This window comes from Micromonospora sp. NPDC049282 (assembly GCF_043197045.1).
Lineage (GTDB): Bacteria > Actinomycetota > Actinomycetes > Mycobacteriales > Micromonosporaceae > Micromonospora.
On the sequence record NZ_JBICSL010000004.1, the window covers coordinates 84,130 to 99,884 of the forward strand.

The 15,755-nt window shown below is 75.5% G+C and carries 17 protein-coding genes; 2 read left to right on the top strand and 15 right to left on the bottom strand.

Features of this window, described 5'->3' with window-relative positions; genetic code table 11:
* Window positions 1-23: 23 nt before the first annotated feature.
* The 15 genes from ACGFI2_RS09690 to ACGFI2_RS09760 are packed head-to-tail and all read right to left on the bottom strand — an operon-like array spanning window position 24 to window position 13,238.
* Entirely contained in the window at window positions 24-761 is a 738-nt protein-coding gene (locus tag ACGFI2_RS09690; protein WP_393513412.1) for a class II aldolase/adducin family protein, read from the bottom strand.
* Window positions 754-1,449 (bottom strand): 2-hydroxychromene-2-carboxylate isomerase, encoded by a 696-nt coding sequence (locus tag ACGFI2_RS09695; RefSeq protein ID WP_393513415.1) that lies wholly within the window; start codon window positions 1,447-1,449, stop codon window positions 754-756. The genes ACGFI2_RS09690 and ACGFI2_RS09695 overlap by 8 nt, the downstream gene beginning before the upstream one ends.
* On the bottom strand, window positions 1,449-2,369 hold the full coding sequence (locus ACGFI2_RS09700; protein WP_393513418.1) for an acyl-CoA thioesterase: 921 nt from the start codon (window positions 2,367-2,369) through the stop codon (window positions 1,449-1,451). The genes ACGFI2_RS09695 and ACGFI2_RS09700 overlap by 1 nt, the downstream gene beginning before the upstream one ends.
* Entirely contained in the window at window positions 2,366-3,175 is an 810-nt protein-coding gene (locus ACGFI2_RS09705; protein ID WP_393513421.1) for an alpha/beta fold hydrolase, read from the bottom strand. The genes ACGFI2_RS09700 and ACGFI2_RS09705 overlap by 4 nt, the downstream gene beginning before the upstream one ends.
* Window positions 3,172-4,197 (bottom strand): beta-ketoacyl synthase N-terminal-like domain-containing protein, encoded by a 1,026-nt coding sequence (locus ACGFI2_RS09710; RefSeq protein ID WP_393513424.1) that lies wholly within the window; start codon window positions 4,195-4,197, stop codon window positions 3,172-3,174. The genes ACGFI2_RS09705 and ACGFI2_RS09710 overlap by 4 nt, the downstream gene beginning before the upstream one ends.
* Window positions 4,194-5,309 carry a beta-ketoacyl synthase N-terminal-like domain-containing protein gene (locus ACGFI2_RS09715; protein ID WP_393513427.1) on the bottom strand — a complete coding sequence of 372 codons (1,116 nt, stop codon included), beginning with the start codon at window positions 5,307-5,309 and terminating at the stop codon, window positions 4,194-4,196. Before ACGFI2_RS09715 ends, ACGFI2_RS09710 begins: the two co-directional genes overlap by 4 nt.
* The gene (locus ACGFI2_RS09720) at window positions 5,287-6,345 is read right to left on the bottom strand and encodes a beta-ketoacyl synthase N-terminal-like domain-containing protein (protein ID WP_393513430.1); all 1,059 of its coding nucleotides are present in this window, start codon (window positions 6,343-6,345) and stop codon (window positions 5,287-5,289) included. The genes ACGFI2_RS09715 and ACGFI2_RS09720 overlap by 23 nt, the downstream gene beginning before the upstream one ends.
* Window positions 6,342-7,547 (bottom strand): beta-ketoacyl-[acyl-carrier-protein] synthase family protein, encoded by a 1,206-nt coding sequence (locus ACGFI2_RS09725; protein ID WP_393513433.1) that lies wholly within the window; start codon window positions 7,545-7,547, stop codon window positions 6,342-6,344. Before ACGFI2_RS09725 ends, ACGFI2_RS09720 begins: the two co-directional genes overlap by 4 nt.
* Before the next feature lie 3 nt (window positions 7,548-7,550).
* Window positions 7,551-7,805, bottom strand: a complete 255-nt coding sequence (locus ACGFI2_RS09730; RefSeq protein WP_393513435.1) for an acyl carrier protein — start codon at window positions 7,803-7,805, stop codon at window positions 7,551-7,553.
* Window positions 7,802-8,293, bottom strand: a complete 492-nt coding sequence (locus ACGFI2_RS09735; RefSeq protein ID WP_393513438.1) for a 3-hydroxyacyl-ACP dehydratase FabZ family protein — start codon at window positions 8,291-8,293, stop codon at window positions 7,802-7,804. The genes ACGFI2_RS09730 and ACGFI2_RS09735 overlap by 4 nt, the downstream gene beginning before the upstream one ends.
* Window positions 8,290-8,766 carry a hypothetical protein gene (locus tag ACGFI2_RS09740; protein ID WP_393513441.1) on the bottom strand — a complete coding sequence of 159 codons (477 nt, stop codon included), beginning with the start codon at window positions 8,764-8,766 and terminating at the stop codon, window positions 8,290-8,292. The genes ACGFI2_RS09735 and ACGFI2_RS09740 overlap by 4 nt, the downstream gene beginning before the upstream one ends.
* Complete coding sequence (gene fabG / locus ACGFI2_RS09745) at window positions 8,763-9,515, bottom strand: 3-oxoacyl-[acyl-carrier-protein] reductase (protein WP_393513444.1); 753 nt, start codon at window positions 9,513-9,515, stop codon at window positions 8,763-8,765. The genes ACGFI2_RS09740 and fabG overlap by 4 nt, the downstream gene beginning before the upstream one ends.
* A gap of 11 nt (window positions 9,516-9,526) precedes the next feature.
* Complete coding sequence (locus ACGFI2_RS09750; protein ID WP_393513446.1) at window positions 9,527-10,774, bottom strand: CaiB/BaiF CoA transferase family protein; 1,248 nt, start codon at window positions 10,772-10,774, stop codon at window positions 9,527-9,529.
* Window positions 10,775-10,780: 6 nt separating this feature from the next.
* The gene (locus ACGFI2_RS09755) at window positions 10,781-11,920 is read right to left on the bottom strand and encodes a steroid 3-ketoacyl-CoA thiolase (RefSeq protein ID WP_393513449.1); all 1,140 of its coding nucleotides are present in this window, start codon (window positions 11,918-11,920) and stop codon (window positions 10,781-10,783) included.
* Between the two features lie 43 nt (window positions 11,921-11,963).
* On the bottom strand, window positions 11,964-13,238 hold the full coding sequence (locus ACGFI2_RS09760) for a cytochrome P450 (protein WP_393513452.1): 1,275 nt from the start codon (window positions 13,236-13,238) through the stop codon (window positions 11,964-11,966).
* A 78-nt stretch (window positions 13,239-13,316) separates the two neighbouring features.
* On the opposite strand from ACGFI2_RS09760, the gene ACGFI2_RS09765 reads away from it, so the two are divergent.
* Together ACGFI2_RS09765 and ACGFI2_RS09770 are read left to right on the top strand one after the other, a co-directional pair.
* Window positions 13,317-14,528, top strand: coding sequence for a cytochrome P450 (locus ACGFI2_RS09765; RefSeq protein WP_393513455.1), 1,212 nt, complete (start codon window positions 13,317-13,319; stop codon window positions 14,526-14,528).
* Window positions 14,525-15,733: a cytochrome P450 gene (locus ACGFI2_RS09770; RefSeq protein WP_393513458.1), complete on the top strand. Its 1,209-nt coding sequence runs from the start codon at window positions 14,525-14,527 to the stop codon at window positions 15,731-15,733. Before ACGFI2_RS09765 ends, ACGFI2_RS09770 begins: the two co-directional genes overlap by 4 nt.
* The last annotated feature ends 22 nt before the right edge of the window (window positions 15,734-15,755 follow it).

Sequence of the window (15,755 nt, forward strand, 5' to 3'; positions counted from 1 at the left end):
GGAACCTCCTGTCTGTGCGTGGTTCAGGCCGTCAGGTCCGGGCTGACGGCCAGGACGTGCTCGGCCACCGGCCGGAAGTTGAGCCGGGCGATTCCGGCGGTGCCGATGTCCGCGCGCGCCGCCCGGGCCGCGCCGTCGGGGATCAGGACCAGCTCGCCGGCCGCCTGGGCGAGCAGTTGCACCTGGCAGCAGCGGTCCATGGCGAGGAACCACCAGGCCGCCTCGGCCACCGACCCGCCGACCGTGAGCAGGCCGTGGTTGCGCAGCACCACCGCCTTGCCGGTGCCCAGCGTCGCCGCGATCCGGTCGCCCTCCGCCCCGTCGAGCACCACCCCGCCGTACTCGTCGTGGACCTCGTGGTCCTCGAAGAACGCGCAGGCGTCCTGGGTGATCGGCGCGAGCGGCCGGCCCAGCGCGGAGAACGCCCGGCCGTGGATCGAATGGGTGTGCGCGGCGGCCACCGCGTCCGGACGCGCCTTGTGGATCGCGGAGTGGATGGCGTATCCGGCGGGGTTGACCCGGCCCGTTCCGTCGACCACCCGACCGGCGTGGTCGACCCGCAGCAGGTCGTCGTCGCGGACGTGGCGGAAGTGCCGGCCGAACGGGTTGATCCAGAAGGTGTCCGGTTCGATCGGGTCCCGCGCGGTCACGTGACCGCCGGCGCCCTCGTCGAAGCCGGCCAGCGCGAAGGCGCGCACGGTCAGCACCAGGTGCCGGCGGCGGTACGCCCGCTCCTGCTCGGGGGTGCGTCGGTCAGCCACAGCCGCCTCCGGTGTCGGTGTCGTACCCGCCGGCGCCGGCCGGCACCGGTTCCGCCGGGCGCGCCGGAGCGCCGGAGCGGTCGGCCCAGGCGGCCAGGAAGTCGTCGACCCGGTCGAACCCCCAGAACCGGTGCGGGCCGAGCCGCAGGTACGGGATGCCGAAGATGTCGTCGGTGAACGCGCGCATCAGGCAGTCCACCCCGGCGGCCCGGACCGCGTCGTCGTCGACGGCGCCGAGCACCACGTCCGGGTCGACCCCGGCCCGCTCGGCGACCCCGGCGAGGACCTCCGGCGTGCAGACGTCCTCGCCGCGCTGCCAGCGCGCCGCGATCACCTCCCGGTAGAACGCCTCCCCCGCGCCCCGTTCCCGGGCCGCGAGGAAACCCAGGTGCGGCAGCTCCCACCACGGGTCGATGTCGATCGGCCAGCGCATCGGCAGGTCCAGTCGCCGGGCCAGCCGCTTGGCGTCCTGCAGCAGGTAGAGATGCTTCGGCTTGCTCATCTGCACGTAGTGGAAGGTGCCGCCGGCCGCGGTCAGCGCCGCCTCGGTACGCGGGTCCGGGTCCCAGTAGGGGATGAACTCCAGCACCTCCTGCGGGCGGCGCAGCGCCCGGGTGAGCCGCTCCACCCCCAGCCAGCTGTACGGGCTGCGGAAGGAGAAGTGCAACCGGGCCGGCCGGGGCGCCATCACCGGCCCCCGGCGGTGAGCGCGGCCACGGTCTCCGGGTCGAGGGTGGCCAGGCGGCCCGCCTCCGGCCCCCGGCTGGCCGCGTAACCGTGCAGGATGGTGGCGGTCGCCACCTGCACCAACCGGCCGTCGCGCACCACGTGGCAGGTCATCCGGGCGTCGTAGGTGACGTCCTTGAGCACGTCGGTGACGGTGAAGGTGATCCACATCGGCTCCTCGACACACGCGTCGCCGCGCACCTCGACGCGAGCCCGGGAGACCACCGGGATCCAGCCTCGTTCGCGCAGCATCCGCCCGACCGACACGCCCCGGTCGGCGAGGTAGCGGTCCACCACCTCCTCCAGCAGCCGGACGTAGCCGGCGTGCTGCATGCGCTGGGAGTACTGGCAGTAGAAGTAGGGCACCCGCCAGGCCCAGACGAAGCCCGCGCCGCCGGCGCGCAGGCTGGCCGCCGGGTCGGCGCCGGCGGCCGGGCCGGGCTCCCCGCCGCCCGGCTCCTCCAGCAGACCGGTCAGCTCCGCCGGCAGCGGCGCCGAGGCCGGCGCGTCCGGCTCGCGGACCAGCGCGACCCGGACCCGGGCCCGGCAGGCGGTGACCGGGCCGGCGCCGGCCGCGCCGCCCGCGCGCGCGATCCGCACCGCGAACCGGCCGCCCGCGCCCGGGGTGGCCGTCACGCTCACCTCGTCGTCGACCTCCAGGACGGCCGGCAGCAGCAGCGAACAGTCGCGCACCGACAACCCCACGCCGTGCTCCAGGTAGAGCCGGCCCGGGCCGTGGCCGCGCTCCCGGAACCACTGCAGGACACCCTGCTCCACCAGGTACGCGAAGTGCTTGAACCCGATCCAGGTGCGGATGTTGGCGCCCTCGAACCCGGGCCGGGCGGGCAGGGTCACGGGCTCGTGCTGGACCGTCGTGGTCACGGCGTACCTCCTCGGATCGCGGGATCGGGGCAGACCTGCTCGACGAAGACCGCGATGTGCCGGGCCACCTCGGCCGCGCGGTCGAGGTGGCAGAAGTGGTGGAACTCCGGCTCGACGACGACCTCGGCGCCGGGCAGCTGGGCGCGCAGGGCGCTCGCGCGGGGGCCGTCCAGGCTCGGGTCCCGCCCGCCGGTGAGCACCTTGGTCGGTACGGTCACCGCGTGCAGCGGCAGGCCGGCCGTCGCGGTGAAGTGGTCGAACAGGGCGGTGAACCCGACCGGGCCGATCCGGTCGACCATGATGTCGCGCATCGACGCCAGCGTGGCCGCGTCCAGCGTGGCCAGACGCGGACCGAGCCGGTTGCGCATTCCCTCGTCGATGATCCGGACGAAGTTGGCCTGGGCCCGCTCGTGCACCGCCCAGGTGATCGGCAGGTCGGGCGGGCAGTAGAAGGGCGCGATCAGCATCGCGCCGCGCGGCGTCACCGCCGTCTCGGTGGCCAGCATCTCCAGCACCGCGTTTGCGCCGAGCGAGTGGCCGACCACGATGTCGGGCGGCGCGGGCATGGCCTCGACGGTCGCGGCGAGCCAGGAGCCGGGGGTGCCCCGCCGGCGCCAGTGGTGGTCGGTGCCGGCCTTCCACGGCAGCTCGGCCGCGAGCAGCCGCCAGGTGGCCGGCAGCCGCGCCGCCAGGTGCCGCCAGCTCTGCCAGGTGTCGGACATGCCGTGCACCAGCAGCACGGCCGGCGCCCCGGAGTCCGGGCCCGCGACCGGGTGCACCGGCGCTGCGGGTGCGCTCCGGGTCATCGCGGCACCGCCCGCACGGTCAGCTCGCGTACGCCGTCGACCGGGTCGCCGCAGCGCACCGCGACGGCCGACGTGCCGGCGGTCAGCCGGACGGCGAGCGCGGTGTGCACGACTCCCGCGGCGCCGTAGTGGTCGCCGCCCAGCCGGGCCTCGTCGACCAGCGGGCCGTCGCCGGACACCCCGTCGCGAACCGGGCCGAGCAGCGCCAGCGGTCGGTCCGCCGCGTCGGCCGGGCCGAGCAGCAGGCAGGCGGCGCCGGCGCGCAGCGGCCGGCCGGGCGTGGCGCCGCGCCGGGCCGTGTGCAGGGCCCGGGCCTGCGCGTCGTCCGGTTCGGTGCCGACCACCACCACCCGGTCGGCGCGGCCCACGCGCAGCAGCAGGCCGGCGAGCCAGATCGCGTCCAGTCCCGCCGTGGCGCCGGAGCAGACGGTGAGGTTGGGGCCGCCGAACCGGAACCAGATCGCGATCGCCCCGGCGATGACGTTGCTGGAGGCGTTCGGGGCCTCCAGCGGCCCGACCTCGCGCGGCCCGACGTCGCGCAGCCGCCCGGCGATGTCCCCCACGGTGGCGACGTTGCCCAGGTTGGAGCTGACCACCACGGCGGTACGCGGGTCGGCCGGCCCGGTCCGGCGGGGCGCCTTCGGCGGCAGGCCCAGTGCCAGGTGTACGGCGCACAGCGCGAGCCGGGTGGCCGGCTCCTTGGCCAGCAGGCCCTTGCGGCCGAGCAGGTCCGCGGCCCGCTCCGGCGGCCAGCCCGGCTCGTCGGCGGCGCGGTCGTGCTCCGCGCCGGCCTCCCCGGCCGGCCCGCCGCCGACAGCGCCCCCGTCGACCGTGGCGTGGCCCGCGCCGGGGTTCGCGCCGCCCGGGTGGTGGCCGGCGGCGGCCAGCAGGGTCGGCACGTCGGTCCCCGGCAGGTTGAGCGCCGCGCCGAGCACCGCGGCCACCGGACGCTCCCGGTCGGTCGCCTCCCGGGCCGGCGGGTGCGCCGCCCGGTGGGCGGCCGTACCGGTGTGGACGGTCATCGCGGGGCCTCCAGGACGGTGACCGCGTTGAGGCCGCCGAAGCCGAACGCGTCGACCTGGGCGACGCGTGGCGCCGCCGCCACGACCCGGTCGCGGACCAGCCGCAGCCCGGTCGCCTCGGGCAGCGGCCGGCTCAGCCCGACCACCGGCGGGACCTGCCCGGTGCGCAGCGCCTCGATCGCGACGGCGACGCTGAGCAGCGCCGACCCGCCGGAGGTGTGTCCCACCGCGCCCTTGAGCGCGGTCACCAGCGGTCCCGGCTCGCAGCCGGCGAAGACCTCGGCGAGCACCCCGGCCTCGGTCTCGTCGTTGAGCGCGGTGCCGGTGCCGTGGGCCACCACCAGGTCGACCTGCTCGGGCCGGCGCTCGGCCCGGCGGTGGGCGTCGTGCACGGCCCGCAGGATGCCGTGGCGGTCGGGCGCCGTCTCGTGCCCGGCGTCGCAGGACAGTCCGGTGCCCAGCAGGCGGGCCAGCCCCGTACCCGGCCGGTCCGCCTCGACGACGAGCACGACCGCGCCGTCGCCCAGCAGCACCCCGGTGCGGTCGGCGTCGAACGGCCGTACCCGCTCGGTCGGCCGGGCGGCGACCCGACCGATCATGGCCAGCATCGAGGCGGTGCTGCCGTCGGTGCCGCCGACCAGCACCGCGTCCGCCTCGCCGGTCTCCACCAGGTCCTGGGCCAGCGCGAGGGCGTGCCCGCCGGCGCTGCACGCGTTGGCCAGCGTGACCACCCGCCGTACGCCGGGCGCCGCGTCGGCGACGGCCGGGCCGAAGTGCAGCCGCTCGGCGGGAAAGTCGACCGCGCCGGCCAGCGCGGCCCGTTCCACCTCGGCCGACTCGCGCAGCCCGGTGCCGACCAGGCTGACCACCCGGCGGCGTCGCGGGTCCACGCCGGCCGCGGCCAGCGCCTCGGTGACGCAGTCGGCGAGCCACCGGCCGGGACCGAACGGCCGGTCGTCGGCGATCGGGTAGCCGTGCCCCACCCCGACGCGTCGCGGGTCCACCCGCCGCAACGGGGCGGCGCCGCAGTCGCCCCGCACCAGCGCGTCCCAGGTGGCCGGTCCGTCGCCGAAGCAGGTGCGCACCGCGCTAGCGGTGATCGTCGCCGCCACGGGCCCACCCCCTCACCACGGCTGCCGCCACGCCGCCGTCGCGGGAGCGGGCCATGATCAGCGCCGGGCGTCCGGCCGGCTCGGGCTCCTCGGCGTACCGGGCCAGCAGCGCGCCGAAGGCCAGCGCGCCGGCCGCGGCCTGGCAGTCGCCGAGCGCCGGACGCACCGGCAGCCGTTCCACCGCGGTGGGCACCACGCCCCGCAGGGCGTCGCCGTCGGAGTCGTCACCGGCGAGCGCCCAGACGTCGGCGGCGCGAACGTCGGCCGCCGCCAGCGCCCGGCGGGCACAGCCGGCCAGCCCGGCGTCGGCTGCGTCCGGCGCGAAGCCGGTCGCCACCGAGAGCACCTCGGCGCGGGCGCCGACCGCCTCGGCGTCGCGACGGCGCAGCAGGTAGACCGCCGACGCCTCGCCGGCCGGCCCGGCGTCGGTCAGCCGCGCCGCCCACGCCGTGTTCGGCGTGTACTCCTCCACGCCGCCGACCAGCAGCGCGTCGGCGTAGCCGCGACGGATGGCGTTGAGCGCGTAGCGCAGCGCGTACAGGAAGGCCAGCGGGCCGCCGGCCACGGTGGCGTTGACGCCGCGCAGGCCGTACCGGATGGCCGCCTGGCCGGCGGCGCAGTTCATCACGGTGTTCGGGAACAGCACCGGGTTGACCAGGTAGGGCTTGTCCTGCACCAGCGTCTCCCGGGAGAAGTCCATGGTGGACTTCAGACTGCCGGTGGTGGTGCCCAGCACCACGCCGATGCGGTGCCGGTTGTCGTCGTCGGGGGTCAGCTCCCCGTCGGCGAGCGCGCGCCCGCACGCCACCATCGCCAGCGCGGTGGCGCGGTCCAGGAAGCTGGTGCCCTTGCGGCCGAGCAGGCCGCGCACGTCGAACCCGGCGATCGCCGGCGCCTCGGCCTCCGGCAGCGGCTCCGCGAACCGGTCGCGCACGTCGGTGCGTACGGCCGTGCCGGCGCGGATCGCGGTGAGCACGTCGGTGACGGAGTCCCCCGCCGCGGACACCACCCCGCAGCCGGTCACCACCCCGCTCACCGGATCGCCCCGAAGATCGTGATGGCGTTGTTGCCGCCGAAGGCGAACCCGTTGTTCTGCGCCACCCGGACGGTCGCCGGCCGGGCGACGTTGGGCACCGGGTCGATCCACGGCAACTCCGGATCCGGGTGGGCCCAGTTGATCGTCGGGGGCAGGAAACCGTGCCGGATGGCGAGGGTGGTGGCGATCGCGCCGAAGCCGCTGGCCGCGCCCATGGTGTGTCCGAGCATCGACTTGATCGAGCTGACCGGCGGCACCCGGTCGCCGAACACCGCCCGGATCGCCCGGGCCTCGCACAGGTCGTTGGCCGGTGTCCCGGTGCCGTGGGTGCTCACGTAGTCGACGTCCACCGGCTTGATCCCGGCGTTGTCCAGGGCCAGCCGCATGCAGGCGGCGATGCTGTCCTCGTTCGGCGCGACCATGTGGTGGGCGTCGCAGTTCAGGCCGTGGCCGAGCACCTCGGCGTAGATCCGGGCGCCCCGGGCCCGGGCGTGCTCAAGCGTCTCCAGCACCAGCGCCGCGCCACCCTCGCCGGTGAGGATGCCGGAGCGGTCCCGGTCGAACGGGCGGCACTGCCGCTCGGTCAGCGCGCCCAGCCGGAAGAAGCCGGCGTGCGCCCAGCGGCACACCGAGTCCGCCCCGCCGGCCACCATCACGTCCGCCTCGCCGGTGTGCAGCAGGTCGTAGGCGTAGCCGATGGCGTAGTTGCTGGCCGAACAGGCGGTGGTCAGCGTGACCGACTCACCGGCCAGGCCCAGCTCGGCGCTGACCGCGTAGGCCAGTCGCTCGGCGGGCGCCTGGCGCAGGGCCCGCTCCGACATGGTCGGGTAGCCGCCGGCGACGAGGTCCGCGACGAGCTGCTCCACCACCGTCGACTCCCCGCTGGTGGTGCCGATGACCGCACCCGAGCGCCCCGGGTCGGCCAGCGGCAGCGGCAGGCGCGCGTCGGTCACGGCCAGCCGGGCGGCCGCCGCGGCGAGCAGCGCCGAGCGGCCCCACTCCTCGACCCGCACCCGGCGCAGTACCTCCGCCGGCCGGAACGCGGGCACCTCGCCCGCGTACCGGTGCGGGAAGCCGGACGCGTCGAAGCTGGTGATGGGCGCGGCGGCGGAGCGGCCACGGCGCAGCCCGTCGGTGAACTCGTCGACCCCGATGCCGATGCCCGACACCGGGCCGAGCCCGGTGACGACTACCCGGTGCACGCCTCAGTCCTGCCAGCCGGCGTACCGCGCCACCACCTCGTGCACGGCCTTGAGGCTGCGCATCTCGTTCAGCTCGGCCTGCGGGATCTCCACCTTGTACGTCTTCTCGATCCGGGCCAGGATCTCGATCGCCCGCAGCGAGTCCGCCTCGTACTCCTCGACGAAGTCGGCCGTGTCGGCGACCTCCTCCGGCTCCATCTCGAGCACCTCGGCGACGATCTCCCGCAGCTGCTCCATGTGCTGGTCGCGTTCACTCATCGCGGTTCCTCCCTCTCATCTCGCGGCTCGACGATGGCGTCGACCGCCCGGACGACGGCCATCATCGAGTCGAACTCGGCCACCCGCTGCTCCCCGACCCAGCTGGAGCCGGAGGCGAACGCGGCGCCGTCGACGACCTGCTCCAGCCGGACCCGGTGGTGGATCACGTCGCCCGGGTGCACCGGGCGCAGCAGGACGACGTCGCGGGCCGCGGTGAACATCGGCAGCCCCGCCGTGCCCGGCCGCCGGGACAGCAGCCAGAGCACCGCCGCGCCCTGGCCGAACGACTCGATCAGCAGTGACGCCGGGTAGGCGTACCGGTCGGCGGGCTGCCCCTCGGCGATCCCCCGGTAGCAGGGCTCGCAGCCGCTCACCGCCTTGACGCCGGTCAGGCTGGTGCCCGGCTCGACGGCCTCGACCCGGTCGAGCAGCAGCATCGGGTAGCGGTGCGGCAGCAGGGCGCGCAGCGCGGCGTGGTCCAGTCTCATCGACCGTCGTCCCCGTCCTCGGCCGGCCAGCGGTACGCGGCCCGCACGGTCGCGGCCCGCACCCCGTCGCCGCGTACGCACCGGGCGGTGACCTCGAAGGACTGGTCCTGCGAGACCGGGCCGACGGACGCCTCGACGGTCAGCGTGTCGCCGGCCAGCAGCGGGGCGAGGAACCGGGCCGAGCGCAGCCGGTGCAGCTCGGGCAGCCGGCCGGCGCAGTGGCCGACCGCCGCGACGACCGCCTGCCGGACGGTCTCCAGGGTGAACACCCCCGGGTAGACGGCCAGCTCGGGGAAGTGCCCGGTCAGGTAGACGTCGTCGGGGTCGACGGTCGTGCCGGCGCGCAGGTTGATCCCGCCGCGCGGGCCGGCGGAGACCTCGACCCAGGCGACGGCCGGCAGCGGCGCGGCCGCCTCGGCGTACGTCTGGGCGGGGGTGCGGTCGGGGGCGAAGGCGGGCGCGACGGCGGTCACAGCACGATCCCCCCGTCCACCCGCACGACCTGGCCGGTGAGGTACCCGGCCCGGTCGGACAGCAGGAACTCGACCAGCTCGGCGACGTCCTCCGGGGTGCCGAAGCGGCCCAGCGGGATCTGCTTCAACGCCTGGTCGCGCAGCTTCTGCGACAGTGCCGCGGTCATGTCGGTCTCGATGAAGCCGGGCGCCACCACGTTGACCCGGACGCCGTGCCCGGCGACCTCCTTGGCCAGCGAGCGGCTGAGCCCGATGATGCCGGCCTTGCTGGCGGCGTAGTTGGTCTGCCCGGTGTTGCCGGTGACGCCGGCGACCGAGGAGAGGTTGACCACCGCGCCGCGGCGGCGCTTGAGGAACCGGAACGCGACCGTGCGGCAGGTGTTCCAGGTGCCGGTCAGGTTGGTGTCGATGACGTCGTGCCAGTCGTCCGGGCCCATCAGCACCATCGGCCGGTCCCGGGTGATGCCGGCGTTGTTGACCAGCGCGGTGAGCGGGCCGAGGCGCTTCTCGGCGGTGGCGACGAACTCGTCGACCGCCGCGCGGTCGGTGACGTCGCAGGGGGCGAACCAGCTCGGCACGCCGTACGCCTCGACCTCCGCCCGGGTCTTCTCGGCGGCCTCGCCGGCGGTGCTGAAGCAGCCCGCGACCGCGTAGCCCTCGGCCGCCAGCCGCAGCGCGACCGCCCGCCCGATGCCCCGCGACGCCCCGGTCACCAGCGCGCAGCGTGGCGTCTCACCCGCCGTGTCCATGGCACCTCCGGTCATCCGATCGCCCGTTCCGCCCGCAGTCGCGCCCGGGTGGCCGCGTCCACCTTCAGCTCGTCGAGGATCCGTTCGGTGTCGGCGCCCGGTTCGGGAGCGCCGGCGCGCACCGCCGTCGGCGTGCGGGAGAACTTGACCGCCGGCCCGGTCAGCGGCGCGGTGCTGCCGTTGGCCAGCACGGTCTGCTGCACCATGGCCCGGGCCCGCACCTGCGGGTCGGCCGCCGCGTCGGCGAAGGTGCGGACCCGCTCGGCGGTGATCCCGGCGTCGTCGAGGGCGGCGACCACCTCGGCGCAGCTCCGCTCGGCGCACCAGCGGGCGAGCACGGCGTTGACCTCGTCGCGGTTGTCCCGGCGCTCCTCGTTGGTGGCGTACCCGGGCGCCCGGGCCAGCTCCGGCCGGCCGATCACCTCGGCGAGGCCACGCCAGGAGCGGTCCAGCGCGACGGCGACGTAGACGTGCCCGTCGGCGCAGCGGAAGCAGCCCGCCGGCACCACGAAGTCGGCCTGGTCGCCCCAGCGGCGCAGCGGCACCCCGGTCGCGCCGAGGGTCAGGTATCCGTTGCTGGAGAACAGCAACGCGTCGAGCATGCTCACGTCGACGTGCTGGCCCTCGCCGGTGCGGTCGCGGTGGCGCAGGGCGGCGAGCGCGCCGATCACCGCGTGCAGGCCGGCGATGTCGTCGGCCAGGAACGTGGGCGCCTTGAGCGGGGCGCCGTCGGGTTCGCCGTTGAGCGACATCCATCCGGCGGCGGCCTGCGTGGTCGGGTCGTAGCCGGGCCGCCCGGCGTCCGGGCCGTACTGCCCGTAGCCGGAGATGGAGACCAGCACGACGTCGGGCCGTACCTGGCGGCAGGCCCGGTAGCCGACCCCCCAGGCGTCCAGGGTGCCGGGCTTGTAGTTCTCCACCACGACGTCGGCGGTGGCGACGAGCCGCAGGAACACCTCGGCCGCGCCGGGGCGTCGTAGGTCCAGCCCGATGCTGCGCTTGTTGCGGTGCACGCTCTGCCGGAACCAGGACAGCCCGGTGCCCGGGATGTGCGGCGGCATCAGCCCTTCCCGGTTGCCGGGCATCTCCACCCGCAGCACGTCGGCGCCGAGGTCGGCCAGCACGCAGCTGGCCACCGGTCCGGACCAGACCTTCGTCACGTCGAGCACGCGTACGCCGTGCAGCGGCCCGGGCAGGTCGGCGCGCGCGTCGGCGTAGAACGCGGCGGCGTCGGTGGTGGCGGTCGTCTCGGTGTCCATGCCCGCCTACTCCCGCACCAGCAGCGAGGCGGTGCCCAGCGAGCCGCCGCAGCACATGGTGACCAGGGCGCTGTGCTGGTCGCGGCGCTCCAGCTCGTGCAGCGCGGTGACCAGCAGCCGGGCGCCGCTGCTGCCGAGCGGATGCCCGAGCGAGATCGCGCCGCCGTTGACGTTGACCCGGTCCAGGTCGGCGTCGTGGTGCGCGGCCCAGGACAGCACGACCGCCGCGAACGCCTCGTTGACCTCGACCAGGTCGACGTCGGCCAGGCTCATCCCGGCGCGTTTGAGCAGCTTGCGGGTGGCGACGACGGGCCCGTCGAGCAGGTAGTAGGGGTCCGCGCCGGTGACCACCTGGTGGGCCAGCCGGGCCCGGGGCCGCAGCCCGAGGGACGCGGCCCGGTCCCGCGACATCCACAGCACCGCCGCCGCGCCGTCGGAGATCTGCGAGATGGTGGCGGCGGTGTGCCGGCCGTCGGGGACCACCGGCCGCAGCGCGGCCAGGCCGTCGGCGGTGCTGTCGCGGATGCCCTCGTCGGTGGTGACCCGCGTGCCGTCGGGCAGCGGCACGGCGCTGATCTCCCGGTCGAAGCGGCCCTCGTCGCGGGCCCGCGCGGCGAGCCGCTGCGAGCGCAGCCCGTAGGCGTCCAGGTCGGCGCGGGTCAGCCCCTGCCGGGCGGCGATGCGTTCGGCGCCGCCGAACTGCGCCCGCGGCGGATCGTCGTACGGGTAGTCGGGCGTCTTGTAGTGGCCGGGCCCCTGGTAGAGGTTGGTCCCGACCGGGACCCGGCTCATCGACTCCACGCCGCAGGCGATGCCCACGTCGATCGCGCCGGCGGTGATCAACGCCGCGATCAGGTGGTTGGCCTGCTGGGCCGAGCCGCACGAGGTGTCCACCGTGCTCGCGGCGACCTCGTGGTCGAGCCCGCTGTTGAGCCACGCGTTGCGGGTGACGTTGAGGCTCTGCTCGCCGACCTGGGTGACGCAGCCGCCGATGATCTGGTCGACGTCGCCCGGCTCCACGTGGGCGCGGCGCAGCACCTCGACCTGCACGTGCCGCAGCAGCTCCACGGCCTTGAGGCCGGACAGGGCGCCGTCCCGCCGGCCGATCGGGGTGCGGACCGCCTCGACGATCACCGCCTCCGGCATCTGTCCCCCCTTCTCGGCTGTCGGCGTGTGGTGGTGTGGCTTCTCAGGCGGGCACGAGCCGTACGCGCAGCTCCTCCAGCCCGCGGAAGGTGCTGCTGTGCCGCCACTCCAGGTCGATCTCGTCGATGTCCGGGTCGGCCAGCTCGACCACGGCGAACCGGTCCACCAGGCGGCGGAACGCGATCTGGCCCTCGGCGCGGGCGAGTTGCGCGCCGAGGCAGTGGTGCGGGCCCCAGGCGAACGACAGCGGCGTCTCCGGCGGTTCGGCGCCGGCGAAGCGGGCGATGTCGAGCGTGTCCGGGTCGGCGTAGCGGGCCGGGTCCCGGTTGGCCGCGCCGATCAGCGTGATCACGTGCTCGCCGGCGCGCAGCGGGGTGCCGTCGAGGAACGCGGTGTCCTCGACCGCGGCCCGGCCCAGCACGTGCACCGGGGAGTCGTAGCGCAGCAGCTCCTCGATCGCCGAGCGGGTCAGGTCCGGCTCGGCGCGCAGGCGTTCGAGCTGGTCGGGGTTGCGGCACAGGGCGTGGGTGCCGAGGCCGATCAGGTCGGTCATGGTCTGGAACCCGGCGCCGAAGAGCAGCACGATGACCTGGATCAGCTCGTCGAGGCCGAGCCGGTCGCCGTCGATCTCGACCTGCCCCAGCGCGGAGGCGAGGTCGTCGCAGGGGTCCTCGCGGCGCTTGCGGACCAGGTCGGTGAAGTATTCCTCCATCTCACCGAGCGCCTGGTCGGACGCCTTGAGCACCTCTTCGGGGGCGAAGATCTCCAGCCCGGCGGAGGCGGCGCGGGTGAGCCGGCGCAGCAGCGGCCAGTCCTCCGGCGGCACGCCGACCAGCTCGCCGATCACCATCACCGGCAGCGGGAAGCCGAACGAGCCGACGATGTCGACCTCGCCGCCGCCCGGGCCGACCTGGCGGGCGACGTCGTCGAGCAGCCCGTCGACGAAGCCGGCGAGCCGGGGGCGCAGGGTCTCCACCCGCCGGGGGGTGAACACCCGGCTGACCAGCCCGCGCAGCCGGGTGTGCTCCGGCCCGTCGAGGAAGAGCAGCGTGCGGGCGCCCTGCCGGCCGCGGGAGTCGCCCATGCGGGGGCGTTGCGCCGACTTGTCAAGCGCCGGGTTGCGCAGTTGGGCGCGGCACTCGTCGTAGCCGGTGAGCACCCAGCCGACTCCCTGGCCGGGCTGCTCCATCCGGTACTTCGACGCCGCGGCACGCAGCGCGTGGTAGTGCGGGTAGGGGCTGCTGACGGTGGCCGGGGCCTTCATCAGCAACTCCATCGCGATGATCTGGGGATCAGCGCTCGCCACGGTCTCGGTCATGACACGGAAGCCTAATCGCGTTTCCCGTATCTCGGAAGCACTTGTTTCTCGTATCTTTGGTTGCGCATACTGGCGGGCATGACGTCGGCCCGTACCCGCATGCCGCCGAGATTCGACGCGCGCGACCCGGCCGTGGTCGCCGACCCCTACCCCGCCTACGCCGCCCTGCGCGCGGCCGGGCCACTGTGCCGGATGGGGCCGGGCAGCTGGGGCGTCACCCGCTACGCCGACGTCGCCCGGCTGGTCCGCGACCCCCGCCTGGGCAGCGAGTTCCCGCCCGACTACCACCGGATGTCGGCCGGGGACGGACCCGCCGGATCGTTCTTCGGCAGCATCATCCTCTACCGCGACCCGCCCGAGCACGGCCGGCTGCGCCGGCTCATGGCCCGGGCGTTCAACCCCGCCCTGGTGCGCCGGCTGCGCCCCACCATCGCGGGCATGGTCACCGAGCTGCTCGACCCGGCGGAACGCACCGGCCGGTTCGACGCGGTCTCGGATCTCGCCTTTCCGCTGCCGGTGATGGTGGTCTGCGCGCTGATGGGCATCCCGCCGGCCGACCACGAGCTGATCCGGCCGCACGCGCTCGACCTCAGCAAGGCGTTCGCCGCGATCGTGCCCGACTCCGACCGGCCGGCCGCCGACCGGGCCGTCGAGTGGCTGCGCGGCTACCTCGGTGAGATCCTCGACCGGCGCCGGACCGAACCCGGCGACGACCTGCTGTCCCGGATGCTCGCCGCCACCGACGACGACGGCGCGGTGCTCGCCGCCGAGGAGATCGTGGACAACGCGGTGTTCGCGTTCTTCGCCGGCTTCGAGACCACCACCAACCTGATCGCCACCGGGGTCGCCGCGCTGCTCGAACACCCCGACCAACAGGCCCTGCTGCGGGCCGACCCGGCGCTGGTGCCCCGGGCCGTGGAGGAGTTCCTCCGCTACGACGGCCCGATCCAGGGCGTCGCCCGCCTGGCCCGCGAGGACGTCACCGTCGGCGACCGCACGATCCGGGCCGGGCGGGTGCTCATCCTGCTGCTCGGCAGCGCCAACCGCGACCCCGAGCAGTTCGCCGACCCGGACCGGCTGGACGTCACCCGCGAGGAGAACCCGCACCTGTCCTTCGGCGGCGGCATCCACCACTGCCTCGGCGGCTACCTGGCCCGCGTCGAGGCGCAGGTGACGTTCGAGACGCTGCTGCGCCGGTTCCCCACGCTTACCGCCGCCGGCCCGGCGCGCCGGCAGACCGACGGGACGCTGCGCTCGTACGCCAGCGTCCCGGTGGCGGTCGGCCCGTGACGCCCCCCGGCCGGGTCCTGCCGGCTCGGATGGACCCGCTCTCCCCCGAGGTCGTCGCCGACCCCTACCCCACGTACGCGCGGATGCGCGCCGCCGGGCCGCTGTGCCGCTTCGGCCCGGCGAGCTGGGGCGTCACCCGCCACCGCGACGTGGTCGCCCTGCTGCGTGACCGCCGGCTGAGCAACACCTTCCCGGCGGACGACCCGCAGTTCCGGATGGCGCCGGACCTGTCCCGCGACGTGTTCCGGCGGATCATCCCGACCCGCGATCCCGACGACCACAGCCGGCTGCACCAGCAGATGGTGCGCGCCTTCAGCCCCGGCGTCGCCCGGCGCACCGCGCAGCGCATCGGCGCGATGGTGGACGAGCTGCTGGTGCCCGCGCGCGACACCGGCCGCCTCGACGCGGTGGCCGACCTGGCGTTCCCGGTCGCCGCGAGCGTGGTGTGCGAGCTGATCGGACTGCCGGTGGCGCGCACCCGGGCGGAGGTGTGGCCGCGCGCGTCCGCCCTCGGCCGGGCGTTCACCCCGTTCCTGCCCGCGGCCGACCGGCCGGCCGCCGACGACGCGCTGAGCTGGCTGCGCGGCTACGTCCGCGACGTGCTCGCCGAGCGGCGCGCGGATCCGGACGGCGACCTGCTCGACCGGATGCTCGCGGTGGCCGACCCGGCCGAGGGCGTCGAGGAGGTCGTCGACAACGTCGTCTTCCTCTGCTTCACCGGCTACGAGACCACCATGAACATGGTCTGCACCGGCACGGTGGCGCTGGCCCGGCAGCCGGACGAGTGGCGGCGGCTGCGCGCCGACCCGTCGCTGGCCGCCACCGCCGCCGAGGAGTTCGTCCGGTTCGACGCGCCGATCCAGTACACCGCGCGGCTGGCGCTGGAGCCGGTGGCGGTCGGCGACCGGGTGATCCGCCCCGGCCGCTCGGTGTTCCTGCTGCTCGGCTGCGCCAACCACGACGAGGAGGTGTTCGCCGACCCCGGCCGGGTCGACATCGGTCGGCGGCCCAACCCGCACGTCGGGTTCGGCGGCGGCGTCCGGGGCTGTCTCGGCGCGGCGCTGGCCCGCATCGAAGGAGCGGTGATCTTCGACCGGCTCGCGCGGCGGCTCGCCGGCGTGGAGCTGGCCGCGACGCCGGAGCGGGAGCCCAGCGCCCTGTTCCGGTCCTACGCGTCGATCCCGCTCGCCGTCACACCGGCCTGAGCCGGCATCGCGAGGAGTCGCC

Bases quoted from the DNA above. Each gene is read 5' to 3' on its own strand.
- ACGFI2_RS09710 (WP_393513424.1), bottom strand. From the start codon at position 4,197: ATGACCGTCCACACCGGTACGGCCGCCCACCGGGCGGCGCACCCGCCG.
- ACGFI2_RS09695 (WP_393513415.1), bottom strand. From the start codon at position 1,449: ATGGCGCCCCGGCCGGCCCGGTTGCACTTCTCCTTCCGCAGCCCGTAC.
- fabG (WP_393513444.1), bottom strand. From the start codon at position 9,515: ATGGACACGGCGGGTGAGACGCCACGCTGCGCGCTGGTGACCGGGGCG.
- ACGFI2_RS09705 (WP_393513421.1), bottom strand. From the start codon at position 3,175: ATGACCCGGAGCGCACCCGCAGCGCCGGTGCACCCGGTCGCGGGCCCG.
- ACGFI2_RS09755 (WP_393513449.1), bottom strand. From the start codon at position 11,920: ATGCCGGAGGCGGTGATCGTCGAGGCGGTCCGCACCCCGATCGGCCGG.
- ACGFI2_RS09735 (WP_393513438.1), bottom strand. From the start codon at position 8,293: ATGAGACTGGACCACGCCGCGCTGCGCGCCCTGCTGCCGCACCGCTAC.
- ACGFI2_RS09765 (WP_393513455.1), top strand. From the start codon at position 13,317: ATGACGTCGGCCCGTACCCGCATGCCGCCGAGATTCGACGCGCGCGAC.
- ACGFI2_RS09750 (WP_393513446.1), bottom strand. From the start codon at position 10,774: ATGGACACCGAGACGACCGCCACCACCGACGCCGCCGCGTTCTACGCC.
- ACGFI2_RS09760 (WP_393513452.1), bottom strand. From the start codon at position 13,238: ATGACCGAGACCGTGGCGAGCGCTGATCCCCAGATCATCGCGATGGAG.
- ACGFI2_RS09730 (WP_393513435.1), bottom strand. From the start codon at position 7,805: ATGAGTGAACGCGACCAGCACATGGAGCAGCTGCGGGAGATCGTCGCC.